Genomic DNA, 15524 nt, shown 5'->3' with positions numbered 1-15524 from the left:
GCTATAGGCGTGACTCGCCGCAAACGCCAGACTTTGGGCACCAGACTTGGGGGCGCGCCAGTCAGGTGAAGTGGAACAGGGCCAGCAGGATGGGGATGACCACGGCGCTGCCCACGGTGGTCAGGGCGATGACGCCCGCGATCAGGGGCGCGTCGCCGCCCATCTGACGCGCCAGAACATAGGAGGCCGCCGAGCCCGGCGCGGCGCCGCAAATCAGGGCGATGCCCTGCGCCAGACTGTCACCGCCCAAGGCCCAGGCGATGAACCACATCAGCGGCGGCATGACGCCCAGCTTGACCAGGGTGACGGCGGCGATGGTTTTTCGACGGCGTTTGACCTCGGCGAAGGACAGACCGGCTCCGGCGACGATCAGGCCCAGCGGCAAGGCGGCGGCGCCCAGAAGGTCCATCACCTCGGACAGGCCGGGGATCAGCGGCACACGCAGCAAGTTCAGCGCCAGCCCGATCAGGCAAGCCAGCAGGATCGGGTTGGCGATCATCGACTTCAGCAGCCCAAGCACCGAGGGCTCGCGGTGCAATGCGCCCCATCGGGCCAGGACCGCGACGCAGGCGATGTTGGTCACCGGAATGATGAAGGCGATGGCCACGGCGGCCAGGGCCGTGCCTTCGGAGCCGTAGATCGACTGGATCACCGGCACGAAGACGAAGCTGTTCCAGCGGATCACGCCTTGGAAGACACTGGTGTAGGCGGGGCCGTCCAGCGTGATCAGCGGCTTGGCCGCCAGCGTCGCCGCCGCCACGATCAGGGTCGCGCCCACGGCGGCGGAGCCTGCAACTGTCGCGCCGCCGCCCGCCAGATCGGCGTGCCAGATCGCGGGGATCAGGAAGCTGGGGTAGAAGATGTTGATCGACAGCTTCTCAATGGGCCGCCAGGCTTCGTCGGGCAGGAAGCCGGATTTGCGCAGGCCGTAGCCCAGGGCGATCATCAGAAAGACGGGCAGGATGCCCGCAATCAGGGCTGTCAAATCCAGGTCGCCTGATCCCGCACCCGATCCAGCGCCCCCTGCAGAATCCAGGCGGCGGCGGTGCGGTCCACGACCTGGGCGCGGCGCTTGCGGTTCAGGTCCAGGTCTTCGATCAGGAAGCGTTCGACAGCGCTGGTGGACAGGCGCTCGTCCCAGAAGGCGATATTGACGGGACGCAGCCGTTCCAGATTACGGGCGAAGGCGCGGCAGGATTGGGCGCGCGGGCCTTCGGTGCCATCCATGTTGGCGGGCAGGCCTATGACCAGGGCCGACACCTTGCGGTGGGCCATCAGCTTGAACAGGTGTTCCGCCTCGATGGTGAACTTGGACTTGCGGATCAGCTCCAGCGGCGAGGCGATCAGGCGCGTGGAATCCGACACGGCGACGCCGATGGTCTTTTCGCCCAGGTCCAGCCCCATCCACGGGGTGTCGGGCGGGCAGGCGGCGGGCAGGTCGAGGAGGTCAAGAACGGGCACGGCCTGCGGTTAGGACTGGCGCGCGGCGAAGTCAAAGGCGATGGTGCGGGAATGACACGCATGATCCTGATCCTGTCTGTTGTTCTGGGCCTTGCCGCCTGCGGCGAGCCTGACGCGCCGAAAGGCCGCCCCAAGGCGTCGCCGCCGCCCACGCCCCTGTCCGTCGCCAAGGCTCCGGCGGCACCTGCCGGACCGGGCGTGGCCATGCCCGCCCTTGTCGAGCCCGGTCTGCAGCAGGCGGCGGGCGTGTCGCAACTGGAGCTTCTGCCCCGCCTGAACGCCAAGGTTTTCAGCGTCTCGGGCGGTGATCCGGCGCTGAACGGGCTGGTGACCTATTTCGGGCTGTTCGCGGGGGCGGACGAGGGGTGGCGGGTCTATCCCATCGGCGATTTCAATGAATGGCGGGTGGTCGAATCCGCGCCGGGCAAGGTCGTGCTGGCGGTGCGTCAGGACGCGGCGTCAGAGGATGGCAGCGTCAAGAACAGCCCCCGGTTCATCCACGTCAGCTTCGACAACACAGGCGACGCGCCGCCGGATGCAATTTCAGTGGCGTCCTCGGACTGACCAAACCTTGTGAATCCGGGCACGGGTCGTTAGTCACCACGGCTTAATCTCGCATGACTGGAGGGCCGCATGGCCATCGACGCTGCGACGGTGCGCAAGGTTGCGCATCTCGCCCGCATCAAGACCCCCGAAGACCGGCTGGAGCCGCTGGCGCAGGAGCTGAACGGCATCCTGGCCTGGATCGAGCAGTTGGATCAGGTGGATGTCGAAGGCGTGGAGCCGATGACCTCGAACGTGGCCCAGCCGCTGCGTCTGCGCGACGACATCGTCACCGACGGCGCCAAGCGCGACGCCGTTCTGTCCAATGCCCCGAAGTCGGCTGATGGCTTCTTCGTCGTGCCCAAGGTGGTCGAATAGTATGAGCGACCTGACCAATCTGACCCTGAAGGCGGCCGTCGACGGCCTGAAGGCCAAGGATTTCTCCTCGGCTGAAATCACCCAGGCCTTTCTGACCAAGATCGAAGCCGCCAATCCTACGCTGAACGCCTATGTCGAGGTGACGGCGGACAAGGCGCTGGAGATGGCCAAGGCGTCCGACGCTCGTCTGGCGGCAGGCGAGGGCGGCGTGCTGGAAGGCGCGCCCCTGGGCATCAAGGACCTGTTCTGCACCGAGGGCGTGCAGACGACGGCAGGCTCCAACATGCTGCGCGGCTTTGTCCCGCCTTATGAATCGACCGTGACCGCCAATCTGTGGCGCGACGGTGCGGTCATGTTGGGCAAGCTGAACATGGACGAGTTCGCCATGGGCTCGTCCAACGAGACCTCAGCCTTTGGTCCCGTGAAGAACCCGTGGAAGTCGAACGGCTCCGACGCCGAATTGACGCCGGGCGGCTCGTCGGGCGGTTCGGCCTCGGCTGTGGCGGCGGACCTGTGTCTGGCCGCGACCGCATCCGACACCGGCGGCTCAATCCGCCAGCCCGCCGCCTTCACCGGCACCGTGGGCATCAAGCCGACCTATGGCCGCGCCAGCCGCTTCGGCATGGTGGCGTTCGCCTCCTCGCTGGATCAGGCCGGACCGATCACCAAGACGGTCGAGGACGCGGCGCTGCTGCTGCAATCCATGTGCTCGTTCGACGTCAAGGATTCGACCAGCCTGGACATCCCGACGCCCGACTGGACCCAGTCGGTCGGCAAGTCGGTGAAGGGCCTGCGCATCGGCGTGCCGCGCGAATATGTCGTGGACGGGATGCCTGCTGAAATCCAGGCCCTGTGGGATCAGGGCGTGGCCTGGCTGAAAGACGCCGGTTGCGAGATCGTCGAGATCAGCCTGCCGCACACCAAATACGCCCTGCCGACCTATTATATCGTGGCGCCCGCCGAGGCGTCGTCGAACCTGGCCCGTTACGACGGGATGCGGTTCGGACACCGGGCGGATGAGTTCAAGTCGCTGGACGACCTGTACGCCACCTCCCGCGCCGAGGGCTTTGGCAAGGAAGTGCAACGTCGCCTGACCATCGGCGCCTATGTGCTGTCGGCCGGTTTCTATGACGCCTATTACGTCAAGGCGCTGAAGGTGCGTCGCCGCATCGCCGAGGATTTCGACAACGTCTGGGGCCAGGTGGACGCCATCCTGACGCCGTCGACGCCGTCAGCTGCATTCGCGCTGGGCGACAAGCAGATCGACCCCCTGACCATGTATCTGAACGACGTCTTCACCGTGACGACCAATCTGGCCGGTCTGCCGGGCATCTCGGTGCCTGCGGGCATGGATTCCGGTGGTCTGCCGCTGGGCCTTCAGGTCATCGGCAAGGCGCTGGACGAAGCGACCGTCTTCCAGGTCGGCGCGGCGCTGGAACGTGCGGCGGGCTTCACGGCCAAACCCGGCAAGTGGTGGTGAAATGAAAAGGGCCCGCAGATCGCGGGCCCTTTTTTTGATTACTGCGCCGGAAGCGCCTTCAGGTCGGCGTCGATGGCGGCGATCTTCTCGTCGGTGATGTGGCCTTCGGAGAAGGGCGCGATCTGGGCCAGGGTCAAGGCCTTGAACTGGTCATAGGCCGGATGGCTGCTGATGCCCGGCAGGTGCTTGTCCAGCACCGCTTTGGTCGCGGGATTGGCGATCAGGTCTTCTATCGAACTGTCGATGGTGGGGCGGGCGTGATGGGCGTGGTCTGACGCTGCGGGCGCTGCGGCCGGAGCAGGGGCGGGTTGCGCGGTCTGGGCGGAGGCGGCGCCTGCGATCAGGAGCGAGGCGGCAGCGGTGGCGAACAGGGTCTTGATCATCGAAAATCTCCGTTGAGAAGGTGAAGATGCACGCAGTTTCGCGTCATCATTACGACAGGCTCTTTCTCCGCGTCCATCGGGGCGCTAGGACGAACACATGACCGATACCGCTACGAACACCAAACTCATCCAGGGTCGGACCGGCCCGTGGGAAATCGTCATGGGGCTGGAGATCCACGCCCAGGTGGCGTCCAAGGCCAAGCTGTTCTCGGGAGCCGCCGTCGGCTTCGGCGCTGGCCCCAATGAGCAGGTGTCGCTGGTGGACGCGGGCTTCCCCGGCATGTTGCCGACGCTGAACAAACACTGCGTCGAACAGGCCGTCCGCACGGGCCTGGGCCTGCGCGCGCAGATCAACAAGCGCAGCCAGTTCGACCGCAAGAACTACTTCTATCCCGACCTGCCGACCGGCTATCAGATCAGCCAGCTCTATTATCCCATCGTCGGCGAGGGCGTGGTCGAGGTTGAGGGTGAAGACGGCGTCTTCTTCAACGTCGGCATCGAGCGGCTGCACCTGGAGCAGGACGCGGGCAAACTGATCCACGACCTGTCGCCCACCGAATCCTATGTCGATCTGAACCGGGCCGGCACGGCGCTGATGGAGATCGTCTCGCGCCCCGACCTGCGCACGCCCGACGAGGCTGTCGCCTACGTCAAGAAGATCCGCACCATCCTGATCTACCTGGGCACCTGCGATGGCGACATGGAGAAGGGCAATCTGCGCGCCGACGTGAACGTGTCCGTCTGCCGCGCCGGCAACTATGACAAGTTCAAGGAAACGGGCGACTTCAGCTATCTGGGCACGCGCTGCGAGATCAAGAACGTCAACAGCTTCCGCTTCATTTCTCAGGCGATCCAGTATGAAGCCCGCCGCCAGATCGAGATTCTGGAGGACGGAGGTTCGATCACGCAGGAAACCCGCCTGTACGACCCGACCGCAGGAGAAACCCGTTCGATGCGCTCCAAGGAAGAGGCGCAGGATTATCGCTACTTCCCCGATCCCGACCTGCTGCCGCTGGATCTGGAACAGGCGTGGATCGATGACATCAAGGCGTCTCTGCCCGAACTGCCGGACGACAAGCGCAAGCGCCTGATGAGCGAGTATGGTCTGTCGCAATACGACGCCATCGTGCTGATCTCGGAACAGGCCAAGGCCGACTATTTCGAAACCGCGGCCAAGGGACGCGACGCCAAGCTGGTGTCCAACTGGGTCACCAACGAGGTCTCGGCGCGTCTGGCTGCTGACAACAAGGACTTCAGCGACAACCCTCTGCCCGCCGCCCATGTGGCGCAACTGGTCGAATTGATCGAGACGAACGTCATCTCGTCCAAGATCGCCAAGGAGGTGTTCGACTACGTCTGGAACGGCGAAGGCTCGCCCGCCGAAGTGGTTGAGAAGCATGGTTTGAAGCAGGTGACCGACACAGGCGCCATCGAGAAGGCTGTCGATGACATCATCGCCGCCAACCCGGACAAGGCGGCGGCGGTGGCTGAGAAGCCTCAGGCCATCGGCTGGTTCGTCGGTCAGGTGATGAAGGCCACGGGCGGCAAGGCCAACCCGGCCGCAGTCAACGAAATCCTGAAGGCAAAGCTGGGGCTTTGATGCCTGGGGAGGCTGCGGCCCCCAAGCCCCCGGCGGGCCGCTAACGCTCGCGATGCGGTCGCTCGCTGCTTGAGCGACAGGGCGAGGGGGCGGGTAGTTCGAGAGGGCGGCGGTTTCTGAACGCTGACACAAAAAAAAGGCCCGGAGAGCGATCTCCGGGCCTTTGTCGTGTTCGTCACCAGCGCCAGGCGTCGCGGATGACGTCGATGATGTAACCGTCATAGTCGTCGATCAGATAGATGGTGTTATCGACCGAGACCCAGCGCGTGCCCTCGGGCGGATAGCCGAGGCCGTAGGTGCGCCAGTCGTTCAACTGGTAGCGCCAGAAGATGTCGGGCAGATACTGACCCACCGACCAGTAGCGACCCCAATAGGAGCGGGGGACGCTGTAATAGCCCCATCCCGGCGCGAAATAGAAGCCGACGCGCACGCCGCTGTAGCCCCGGAAGCGGTTGTCATTGCGCCACCAGTTCGGGTTGCGGTCGCGATAGAAGTCGCGACGCCACTGGTTGCTGTTGAACCGCTGGCGGAACTCGCGCTGGATGCGGTCGCGATCACGACCGTTGTTCCAGTTGTTCCCGGGACGGTTGGGCTGGCCGGGACGGTTCCAGTTGTTGTCCGGGCGTCCCGCACCAGGGCGATCTGGACGATTCCAGCCGTTGTCAGGGCGGTCGGGGCGATTGCCGCCGTTGCTCGGCCGATCTGGACGGTTCCAGCCGTTGTCGGGGCGGTCGGGACGATTGCCGCCATTGTTGGGACGATCTGGACGGTTCCAGCCGTTGTCAGGACGGTCAGGCCGCTGTCCGCCGCCATTGTCGGGGCGGCTGGGCTGGCCGGTTCCGGGACGGTCGGGACGGTTCCAGCCGCCTTCCGGACGATCCGGGCGGGCGCCGCCGGTGTTCGGGCGATCAGGGCGATCGGGACGGCTAGGACGCTCGCCGCCTGTGTTGGGCCTGTCAGGACGGGTCCAGCCGCCATCGGGTCGCGAGGGACGCGGCTGGCTGGTCTCTGGACGGCTGGGACGCTCGGACATTCCCGAGCGATCCGGGCGCATGGCGCGCGGGCCATCGCCGCCACGCGACGGGCGTTCGCGGCTGGGCTGGGGCTGATCCTGGGCCAGAGCCTGGATCGGCGCGGCGAGCGGACCGGCGAAGGCGGCGACGGCGGTGAAAGCCAACAAGAGGCGTTTCATGGTCTTTGGTTCCTGCACGCCGGTTCTCCAGCGGCTTGAGGTGATCTTCGTCTTTGTCGATGAACCCAGGCTGAACATTGTTAGCAATCAACAGACTGCTGGAAGCAGCCGATGAAAAAGCCCCGCGGGCCAGCGCCCGCGAGGCTGAAGAAGCGTCGCCGCGTGGGCCTCAATAGACGCCCGAGATGACGCTGGCGATCAGGCCGGTGGCGACGGCCATCAGGACGATGTCGTTGCCGGCGTGAACATAGCGGTAGCCGCGGGGCGCGGGCCGCAGATTGTAAACATACGGGTCGCGGACATAATAGCTGCGGTACTGCGGCGGCAGGTATCCGCCTGCGCGCCAGCGATAGCCCGAATAGCGGGGATCGACGCGGTAGTAGCCGTAGCTGGGCGCGTACCAATAGCCGCTGCGCGGGCCGTTGTAGCCCCGGAAGTCCGAGCGTCCGCGCCACCAGTCGCGGTTGTTCCGGTCCCAACGATCATTGCGATAGTCGTTGCGGTAGTCACGGCGATCCCGATTGTCGGGGCGGTAATCGGGGCGATAGTTGTGGCGATTGTCGTAGCGGCGATCATCGCGATATTCGCGTCGGTCGCGGCTTTGCGCCTCTGCGAGCAACGGCACAGCCGAGGTCGACAGGGCGAGGGCGACGACGGCGGCCTTGGTGAGGCGGTTCATCTTCGTGCTCCATTCTGGACCCGCCGACGGAAGCGCCGTCCTTTGGTCCGGTGATGAGACGAGGGTCGGATTGTGCGCCTGAACGCGTCCTGAACGACCGTGTCAGGATTGATATGGTGCATTGCGCGGCGGCGTCAGTGCGCCAAAATGTCCCTGAACCTCAAGGAGAAGCGCAGATGAGCAGGCCGATTGAACTCTGGTACTGGCCCACGCCGAACGGCTGGAAAATCTCCATCGCGCTGGAGGAGATGGGACTGCCGTATGTGGTGAAGCCGGTGAATATCGGGGCGGGCGAACAGTTTTCGCCAGAGTTCCAAGCTATCAGCCCCAACGGCCGGATGCCTGCGATCATCGATCCGGATGGGCCGGGCGGAGAGCCCCTGTCGATCTTTGAATCCGGCGCTATCCTGCAATACCTCGGGATCAAGTCAGGCCAGTTCTATCCTGCCGATCCGCGCGGCAAGGTCGAGGTCGATCAATGGCTGTTCTGGCAGGTCGGCGGGCTGGGGCCGATGGCGGGCCAGACGCATCATTTCCGCCAGTATGCCCCTGCGATGATCCTGGACCAGCGCCAGATCGCCTACGGGGTGCGGCGCTATACCAACGAGACGCACCGGTTGTACGGCGTGATGGAGCGGCGGTTGCGGGATCGCGACTATCTGGCGGGTGAATACTCCATCGCCGACATGGCGGCCTGGCCGTGGGTTCTGCCCGGCCTGCAGGGGCAGAACATGCAGGACTTCCCCAAGCTGGCGGCCTGGCTGGAGCGTGTGGGCGCGCGGCCGGCGGTCAGGAAAGGCAGGGCGTTGCTGGAGGAGTTGCGCGGCAATGCAGGCGGATCTGGCAAGGATGCAGAGGCGGCGCGCCGGATCCTGTTCGGTCAACGGGCGCACAAGACGTAAACAAGAGATTTCCGAAGTATTTCAGAGGTGTGAATCGAGCGGGGAGTATTCGAACCTGCTTTACTGAAAAATTCGGTGCGGCCTTTTGTCGTTAACTTTAACTTCAAACCGTCGGTATTTGATCGCGTATCAGAAGGCAGGCTCAGAATGACGCCTGTTTGGGAGATACGGTGATGATAGTGCAAGAATTGGCGCACGATCTGCAGGCTGGATCGGATGATGAAGGCCTGCCGCTGCAGACCGTGGACATGTCGGGCGACGACCTGTTCAAGCTGGGCATGATGTATTCGGCCGGTTCGGGCGGTTGCCCGATGGACCGGGTCTCGGCCCATATGATCTTCAACCTGGCCGCCATGAAGGGCTCAGTTGAGGCGCGGGTCTATCGCCGCGAGATGAGCATGGAGATGGATCGGGAAGAGATTTCCGAGGCCCAGAAGGCCGCCCGCCGCTACATCGACCAGGGCGTCGTCAATCTGGTCGCCTGACCAAGCCCTAGAACTGTGCGTAGCCGTTGCCGTTCGATCCGTTGATTGAGTAGCTGAAGCCGATAGGCATGGCGGCGCGGACCTGGGTGAAGAAGGCGGCCAGTTCGCCCAGGGTTGAACGTGGCACGAAGATGATGTCGCCGCGACGCAGCATGACGGTCTCTGCGCGTCGGGGGCGCAGGTCGATCACCCGCATCATGCTGGTCCCGCCCGGCCCGCGCCGGATCAGGGCTGCACGGTCAGGCTTGCCCGTCGGCGCCAGACCGCCCGCCTGTATGACGGCCTGATAGGCCTCCAGTTCGCCGACAATCTCGATCACGCCCGGCGTGCGGACCTCCCCGTCGACCCACACGCGGATCGGCCCGGCCTGACGCAGGGTCACCTCGACCAGCGGACGCACCAACTGGGTCGAGTAGGCGGTTGAGAGGACCTGCTCCAGTTCCGGCAGGGTGCGGTCCGCCGCCATCACCTGGCCGATCAGGGGCAGGGCGATGCGTCCGTCAGGGCCGACCTTCAGGGTTCGCGTCAGCTCTGCCGCCGTCGGCGTGGCCACCTCGATCTCGTCGCCGGGATACAGCAGATATTCCGGCTCTGCGTCCGTCCAGCGGGCGAAGCTGAGGCCGCCTAGTTCACCGCGCGGGTCCCCGCCGCGTGCGACCGGGCCCTGAGGGGGGGGATTTCGGGGCGCGCCCACGCCGGGAGACGGCATCCGGGATGCGTTCGCGCCGCCGCCGCAACCCGCAAGCGCGGCTGAGCCAAGGGCCAGAAGGATCAGGCGGCGGTCTGGCGTCATGGAATCGGGCGGGTCCGATGAAAGGAGCGTTCTGCGCAGCTTCGTCACTTATGGGTAACCATAGGTTAACGCGGGTCGGCGAAGGGTGCATTCATAAGCCTGTTTCAAGGATTCGGTCCGCCCAATGCGCTCGACGGCCTACGTCACAACAAGACCGCGTTACGGCGTGCTGGACGTCGTGGGCATGCTGTTCCGCGAACTGCTGCTGATGATCGTGATCTTCCTGGTGATTTTCGCCATCGGGGCCTTTGCGGCGTTCGGCCTGAAGAAAAGCTACACCGCCACGGGCGCTGTCTTCGCGGGCGTTGGCCAGGAATATGTCTATCAGCCGCGCGTCGGCACGGCGGAGCGGGGCGGGCAGGCGCCGCAGGGGGCGGAAGTCGCCAACTCCGAAGCCGCCATCATCGGCTCCAGCGCCGTGCGCGAGCGTGTGGTCCTCGCGCTGGGCGCGCCTGCCGTGCTCGGCAAGGCGACCAAGGGCGATGTCGACAAGGCCAACGCCGCCGCGCGCAAGTCCATCGGCGCCAGCCTGGGCGTGCTGACGGCGCCGGGCAGTTCAGTGGTCCGCCTGACCTACAAGGCCGATGAACCCGAACGCGCCGCGCGCATCCTGAATACGGTGATCGAACAGTATCTGGCCTATCGCCGCGAGGTGTTTCAGGACAAGACCCCGGCCATCGCCACCCAGCGGATGGCGTTCGAGGACGATCTGGCCAACGCCGATCAGGCCTATGAAAGCTTCCTGAGGACCAACGACATCGGCGATTTCACCGCTGCCAAGACGACGCTGGCGGCGACCTATCAGACGGTCTTCACCGACCGTATGTCCACGCAGAGCCAGTTGAACCAGACCAGTCAGCGCCTGAACACCTTGATGTCGCAGCAAGCCTCGACCCCGCCCGAGATCGCCCTACAGCAGGATTTGAACATCTCGGCCCAGGACCAGATTCTGCAACTGCGCACCGAGCGCGAGCAACTTCTGTCGCGCTATACGCCCGACGCCCAGCCCGTTCGCGACATCGAGGCGCGGATCGTGCAACTGCAGTCCTATGTGTCGTCCGGCACGGCGGTGGGGCCCAAGGAGGTCCGCACCGGGCCGAACCCGATCTGGACCGAACTGGAGACGACGCGGATCAATACCCGGGCCGAGCGGGATTCGCTGGCGGCGCGTCTGTCGGCCCTGGATCGCCAGTTGAACGACATCCGCGCGCGTCAGGCGCGTCTGACGGCGCTGGAATCCGAGAATTCGACCCTGGCGGGCAATCGCGAGGTTCTGACGGCCAATATCCGCGAGTTCCAGCAGCGTGAAAGCCAGAGCCGCGCGGACAACGCCCTGGTCGCGGCGGGCGCTGACAATGTCACCGTGCTGGAGCGCGCCCAGCCGCCTTCAACGGCCAAAAGCCTGAAGATTCCGGCGCTGGCGGCGGTCTTCCTGTTCGCCGGATTCACCGCCCTGTGCGTCGGCCTGCTGCGGGTCTTCACCCGCAAGGGGTTCACCACCCCGGCTTCTGTCGCGCGGACATTGGATATGCCCGTTCTCGCTGTGGCGCCCGCCAAGGCCAGATAATGTTACGCTGCGGCGTGACGGAGAGCGCATAGCGATTCGATGGTCGATCTGACTTCGGAAATGGGCGGCCTGTGGGCGGCGCTGGGCCCAGCGCCGGCTCATCGTGCGCGTGTCATCCAGTTCGCCTCCGCCGCGTCCGGCGAGGGGGTGTCGACAGTGGCGCGCGAGTTCGCCCGGCTGGCCGCCGTGCGGGCCAGAAAGCCCGTCTGGCTGATCGATGGCGACCTGACCCAGCAGGGGCAGCTGGAAGCCATTGCTGGCGAACCGGACCGGTTCGGGCAGATCGGCAAGCCCGCACGCGCCTCGCCTGACGGTTCCAGCTTCTTCGTCGTGACGCCGCGTGTGACCGGGCGGGACGGCAAGCCCGTGCCGTCGTCACGCCTGCTGACGGCGCGGTCCTGTCTGGGCGGGCGGCTGTGGGTGACGCACTTCCACATGGAGGCCCTGCGCTCCGGCCACCGGGTCGAGACGGTGGGCGAGCCGCGCTATTGGGACGTGATGCGCCAGCACGCCGACACCATCGTCATCGACGCCCCGGCGGCGGATCGCAACGACATGTCGATCATCCTGGCGCCCTTCGTCGATATGACGGTGCTCGTGGTGCGGGCTGAGAGCACGGCGGCGAACGAGCCGGTCATCCTGCGTGACGAGATCGAGGCCGTCGGCGGCCGGATCGCGGGCGTGGTGATGAACCGCTCAACCTATCGCGCGCCCGGCTTCCTGCAGCGGCTGACGGGCTAAGCCGTCCGTTTCAGCATCGCGGCGCCATAGAGGCGCGGCTCGAACCCCTTGGTCCAGAACACCTTGCCCAGACCGCGCGCGAGCCGGTCGTAAACGTCCGCGCGATTGGGGCGTCTCAGAATGGCGACGGCGATCGACGCCAGTCCCCAAAGCCCGGTCTGAACCGCGCCCACCAGCATCCATTTGATCACGCCCGCCCGGTCGCCGCGATCCGCCGCCATCTGGCTGGGGCTCTGGCCATAGGCAAAGGCGCGCAGAAGGGCGTAGCGCAGGGTGGCGCGGTCAGCAGGCGCGAACTCGTCCACCCAGGCGTCGGCGGCCCAGCCAAAGGTTCCGCCGCGCGCCTGCAGGCCGGTGAACAGCCGGTCGTCCTCGCCGCCCGTCTCATTCATGGCGGTGTCGAACGGCGCATCGTCGGGCAGGGCCGTGGCGCGGACCATCAGGCTGTTGCCGCAGCCGTGGATGTCGTCGGTCAGACCTGTCTCGGTCGGACCCGTGCGGCCGAAGAACCGCTCCAGATAGGCGGTGGTCCAGCCTGTCCCGTCGGGCACGCGTCCGCGAATGGGACCGAACAGGACATCGGCGCCCGTCTGGGCCTGGGCGTTCAGCAGGCCGTCGAGCCAGCCGGGCGAGGCGGCCTCGTCATCATCCAGAAAGGCGATCAGGGCGGCGTCGGTCGCGGCCAGACCGACATTGCGGGCTGTGGCGACGCCGGGAATGGGGGCGTGGGCATAGGTCAGAGGAACAGGCGCCTCATGCCGCAGCCGTTCGATCAGAGGCGCGGCGGAGCCGTCCGGGTCATTGTCCGCGACGACGACAGCGCGGACCCGGTCCAGAGCCTTCGTCTGGGCGAAGACCGATCGCAGGGCGCGCTCCAGGCTTTCGGGGCGGCGCAAGGTCGGGATGATGACGGCGACGTCTTTTGCGGGTTCAACGGCCATGTCAGACGGCGTCCGCATAGACTGCGGCGCGATACAGGCGCAGGGCGAAGGCGCGGGCCTTGGTCGGCAAGATGGGCGCCAGGGCCGCCTGTTTCACCAGCCCTCGGATCAGGGGCAGGGCGGGCAGGCGCTTCAACGCCCGCGCGGCCTTGTAGCTGGGGTAGGTCTGGACGATGGTCGGGTGCAGGGCGACGACGCGGGCGAAGTTGCCAGCGCCCTGTTCGAACTTGCCCGCCAGGTCGGCGACGGTGTCCAGCCCCATGTGGGTGGCGGGATTGTCGATATGGATGACCGGGAACCGCTGCGACACGCGCATGGCCCATTCCACATCCTCCCAGCCCCAGCCGGTGAAGCCCGGATCGAAAGTCTCCAGATCGAACACATCGCGTCGGACCAGCAGATTGGAGGTGTAGACGTATTTCTCGGGCGTCTTGGCGCGTTCCGCGGCGGGCACGCATTCGCTGGCGCCGGACAGGGCGCGGTGGACGGCGTAGCGCGCATCCGTCGGCGCCTGATCCAGCGAGAAGCCGCCAAAAGCCACCGCTGGCGCATCGGCGGCGAACAGATCGGCCCAGTTCTGCAGGAAATGCGGCGTGTCCGGCTTCATGTCGCTGTCGAGGAACAGGAAGGCCGGTCCGCGCGCAGCGGTGGTCAGGCGGTTGCGGCCCTTGGCGCGTCCCTCGTTGGTTGTCAGCGTGATCAGGCGGGCAGGCAGGGACAGGCCGTCCAGCGTCGCCTTCAGTCGCTTGGTCAGGGCGGCGTCATTCGTGCCGTCATCCATCAGGATCAGCTCGACCTGTCCGCTCAGCGCCGCCGCCTCGGTGTCGAGCTGACGGATCAGGGCGTCGGGATCATCGCGCAGGAAGGGCGTCAGCACCGAGATGGTCGGCGCGGCCGCAGTCCATGCGGCGTTATCGTGGATGTCTGCCCTCATGCAGCGGCCCCCCGTCTGGCGGCGATCAGGCGGATCAACAGGTCGCGCACGCCTGCTGCATTCAGCGTCAGAGCCAGGGCGGCATAGACCGCGCCGCCGACGCTGGCGTCCAGCACCAGTTCAGCCAGACCTCCTATCGGCGGCAACAGCGCCACGACCCCGGCCATGGCGGCGGAGGCGACGCCGCAGCGGATCAGACTGTCCCACGGGATCGGCAGGGCGATGGCCCGGCGGCTGATCAACAGACAGGCGATCAGGCCTATGGCGAAGCTGAGCGCGGTGGCGACAGCGGCGCCCAGCACGCCCAGCCGTGGGATCAGCACAAGGTTCAGCACGATGTTGGACAGGGCGGGAATGGCCATGGTGACCAGCAGCAGGCCGGTCTTCTTGCCCAGAGTGAATCCGAAGCCGAAATAATAGGCGATCATGCCGGAGAGGAAGGCGGACGCGGCGATCCACGGCGTGACGATGGCGGCGGCGGCGCGCAGATCCTGACCGATCATCAACTCCGCCATCGGTCGCGCGACCAGGGCCAGGCCGACGGCGGCGGGCAGGCCGATCAGGATCAGGGTCGATCCCTGCACCAGCGCCGTGTCCCGCAAAGCCTCGCGACCGCCGCGCTCCAGCGCCATGACCATGGCGGGCGCGCCCGCCGCGCCTAGCCAGATGAACATCACGTCCAGCGTCCGGTTCGCCAGACTATAGCTGGCGTGATAGGCGCCGACCGCAGCCGCATCCATGAAGGCCGCCAGCAGGAAGCGGTCCGTCGAGGCCAGAACCAGCGCCAGGGTCAGGGACGCAGCGATGGGATAACCATAGGCCGCATAGGCCTTCAGCCGCTCGCGATCCACGGTCCCGCCTGCCGACTGAGCCAGTTCGCCCGGCAGGATGAAGGGCAGCACGAACAGGGGGGCCAAAGCCAGACCCAGCAGCGGGGAGGCGGCGCCCGCGCCCGCCAGCGCGAACCCGGCCCCGACCAGGAAGCCGAAGATCGAGACGAACATGTCGACATTGGCCGCCTTGGCGACCTCGCCCGCCGCGCGGTAACGCTCCTGCGCCAGCTTGGCCAGATTGCGGATCGGCGCCCCGGCCAGGCCGAAGGCGACGGCGATCTTGAACCCAGGCGTCAGCGGCAGCAGCCACACCACCAGCGCCGCGATCGGGACGAAGACGGCGATGATGGCGAAGGATGTGCGGTACAGGCTGGCGAAATGGGTGCTCAGGCCCTCGGGCGTGCGCTCGGCCGCCCAGAACCGCGCCATCGACGCCTCCAGCCAGCTGAAGGTCGCCGTGTGGGCCAGGGTGGTGACCGAAAAAGCCAGGGCGTAATGGCCGAAGTCTTCCGGGCTGAGCAGCCGGGTGAAGACGACGATGGTCAGGAAACCGACCACCCCCTGCACGACCTGTGCGGGCAGATAACCCCACACGCCGCGCCAGAACATGCG

Annotated in this window: 17 protein-coding genes; 8 read left to right on the top strand and 9 right to left on the bottom strand. The window is 66.1% G+C overall.

Annotated elements, in window-relative coordinates:
* Positions 1–61 precede the first annotated feature (61 nt).
* Together JKF87_RS13845 and ruvX are read right to left on the bottom strand one after the other, a co-directional pair.
* A complete protein-coding gene (locus JKF87_RS13845; protein ID WP_201100486.1) occupies positions 62–985 on the bottom strand; it encodes an AEC family transporter in 924 nt (307 codons plus the stop codon).
* Entirely contained in the window at positions 982–1461 is a 480-nt protein-coding gene (ruvX, locus tag JKF87_RS13840; RefSeq protein WP_201100485.1) for a Holliday junction resolvase RuvX, read from the bottom strand. Before ruvX ends, JKF87_RS13845 begins: the two co-directional genes overlap by 4 nt.
* A 51-nt stretch (positions 1462–1512) precedes the next feature.
* Between ruvX and JKF87_RS13835 the strand changes: the two genes are divergently transcribed.
* The 3 genes from JKF87_RS13835 to gatA all read left to right on the top strand — a co-directional run bounded on the left by JKF87_RS13835 (position 1513) and on the right by gatA (position 3862).
* Positions 1513–2025, top strand: a complete 513-nt coding sequence (locus JKF87_RS13835) for a hypothetical protein (RefSeq protein WP_201100484.1) — start codon at positions 1513–1515, stop codon at positions 2023–2025.
* 69 nt (positions 2026–2094) lie between these two features.
* A complete protein-coding gene (gene gatC / locus JKF87_RS13830) occupies positions 2095–2382 on the top strand; it encodes an Asp-tRNA(Asn)/Glu-tRNA(Gln) amidotransferase subunit GatC (protein ID WP_201100483.1) in 288 nt (95 codons plus the stop codon).
* Between the two features lies 1 nt (position 2383).
* Positions 2384–3862, top strand: coding sequence for an Asp-tRNA(Asn)/Glu-tRNA(Gln) amidotransferase subunit GatA (gene gatA, locus JKF87_RS13825; protein ID WP_201100482.1), 1479 nt, complete (start codon positions 2384–2386; stop codon positions 3860–3862).
* A gap of 38 nt (positions 3863–3900) precedes the next feature.
* Here the strand turns inward: gatA and JKF87_RS13820 are convergent, their stop codons facing one another.
* Entirely contained in the window at positions 3901–4245 is a 345-nt protein-coding gene (locus JKF87_RS13820) for a hypothetical protein (protein ID WP_201100481.1), read from the bottom strand.
* 97 nt (positions 4246–4342) lie between these two features.
* Here JKF87_RS13820 and gatB point away from each other — a divergent pair, with 97 nt between their 5' ends.
* Positions 4343–5845, top strand: coding sequence for an Asp-tRNA(Asn)/Glu-tRNA(Gln) amidotransferase subunit GatB (gatB, locus tag JKF87_RS13815; protein WP_201100480.1), 1503 nt, complete (start codon positions 4343–4345; stop codon positions 5843–5845).
* Positions 5846–6020: 175 nt separating this feature from the next.
* Here gatB and JKF87_RS18395 read toward each other — a convergent pair whose 3' ends face one another.
* Both JKF87_RS18395 and JKF87_RS13805 read right to left on the bottom strand, forming a co-directional pair.
* Positions 6021–7037, bottom strand: a complete 1017-nt coding sequence (locus JKF87_RS18395; RefSeq protein ID WP_236261388.1) for an RcnB family protein — start codon at positions 7035–7037, stop codon at positions 6021–6023.
* A 169-nt stretch (positions 7038–7206) separates the two neighbouring features.
* Positions 7207–7716, bottom strand: a complete 510-nt coding sequence (locus JKF87_RS13805) for an RcnB family protein (RefSeq protein WP_201100479.1) — start codon at positions 7714–7716, stop codon at positions 7207–7209.
* 176 nt (positions 7717–7892) lie between these two features.
* Here JKF87_RS13805 and JKF87_RS13800 point away from each other — a divergent pair, with 176 nt between their 5' ends.
* Complete coding sequence (locus JKF87_RS13800) at positions 7893–8618, top strand: glutathione S-transferase N-terminal domain-containing protein (RefSeq protein WP_201100478.1); 726 nt, start codon at positions 7893–7895, stop codon at positions 8616–8618.
* A gap of 173 nt (positions 8619–8791) precedes the next feature.
* Positions 8792–9103, top strand: coding sequence for a sel1 repeat family protein (locus tag JKF87_RS13795; RefSeq protein ID WP_201100477.1), 312 nt, complete (start codon positions 8792–8794; stop codon positions 9101–9103).
* A gap of 7 nt (positions 9104–9110) precedes the next feature.
* Here the strand turns inward: JKF87_RS13795 and JKF87_RS13790 are convergent, their stop codons facing one another.
* Positions 9111–9896: a polysaccharide biosynthesis/export family protein gene (locus JKF87_RS13790; protein ID WP_201100476.1), complete on the bottom strand. Its 786-nt coding sequence runs from the start codon at positions 9894–9896 to the stop codon at positions 9111–9113.
* A 124-nt stretch (positions 9897–10020) separates the two neighbouring features.
* On the opposite strand from JKF87_RS13790, the gene JKF87_RS13785 reads away from it, so the two are divergent.
* Both JKF87_RS13785 and JKF87_RS13780 read left to right on the top strand, forming a co-directional pair.
* The gene (locus JKF87_RS13785) at positions 10021–11463 is read left to right on the top strand and encodes a GumC family protein (protein ID WP_201100475.1); all 1443 of its coding nucleotides are present in this window, start codon (positions 10021–10023) and stop codon (positions 11461–11463) included.
* A gap of 39 nt (positions 11464–11502) precedes the next feature.
* Positions 11503–12204: a P-loop NTPase family protein gene (locus JKF87_RS13780; protein WP_201100474.1), complete on the top strand. Its 702-nt coding sequence runs from the start codon at positions 11503–11505 to the stop codon at positions 12202–12204.
* Here the strand turns inward: JKF87_RS13780 and JKF87_RS13775 are convergent.
* The 3 genes from JKF87_RS13775 to JKF87_RS13765 are packed head-to-tail and all read right to left on the bottom strand — an operon-like array spanning position 12201 to position 15521.
* Complete coding sequence (locus JKF87_RS13775) at positions 12201–13145, bottom strand: glycosyltransferase family 2 protein (protein WP_201100473.1); 945 nt, start codon at positions 13143–13145, stop codon at positions 12201–12203. The genes JKF87_RS13780 and JKF87_RS13775 overlap by 4 nt on opposite strands.
* Before the next feature lies 1 nt (position 13146).
* On the bottom strand, positions 13147–14079 hold the full coding sequence (locus tag JKF87_RS13770; protein WP_201100472.1) for a glycosyltransferase family 2 protein: 933 nt from the start codon (positions 14077–14079) through the stop codon (positions 13147–13149).
* Positions 14076–15521, bottom strand: a complete 1446-nt coding sequence (locus JKF87_RS13765) for an oligosaccharide flippase family protein (RefSeq protein WP_201100471.1) — start codon at positions 15519–15521, stop codon at positions 14076–14078. The genes JKF87_RS13770 and JKF87_RS13765 overlap by 4 nt, the downstream gene beginning before the upstream one ends.
* Positions 15522–15524: the final 3 nt, after the last annotated feature.

Origin of the sequence: Brevundimonas nasdae (assembly GCF_016654005.1) — a bacterium.
Lineage (GTDB): Bacteria > Pseudomonadota > Alphaproteobacteria > Caulobacterales > Caulobacteraceae > Brevundimonas > Brevundimonas nasdae.
Note: the sequence above shows the minus strand (reverse complement) of the source record. Positions and strands in the feature narration are given on the sequence as shown.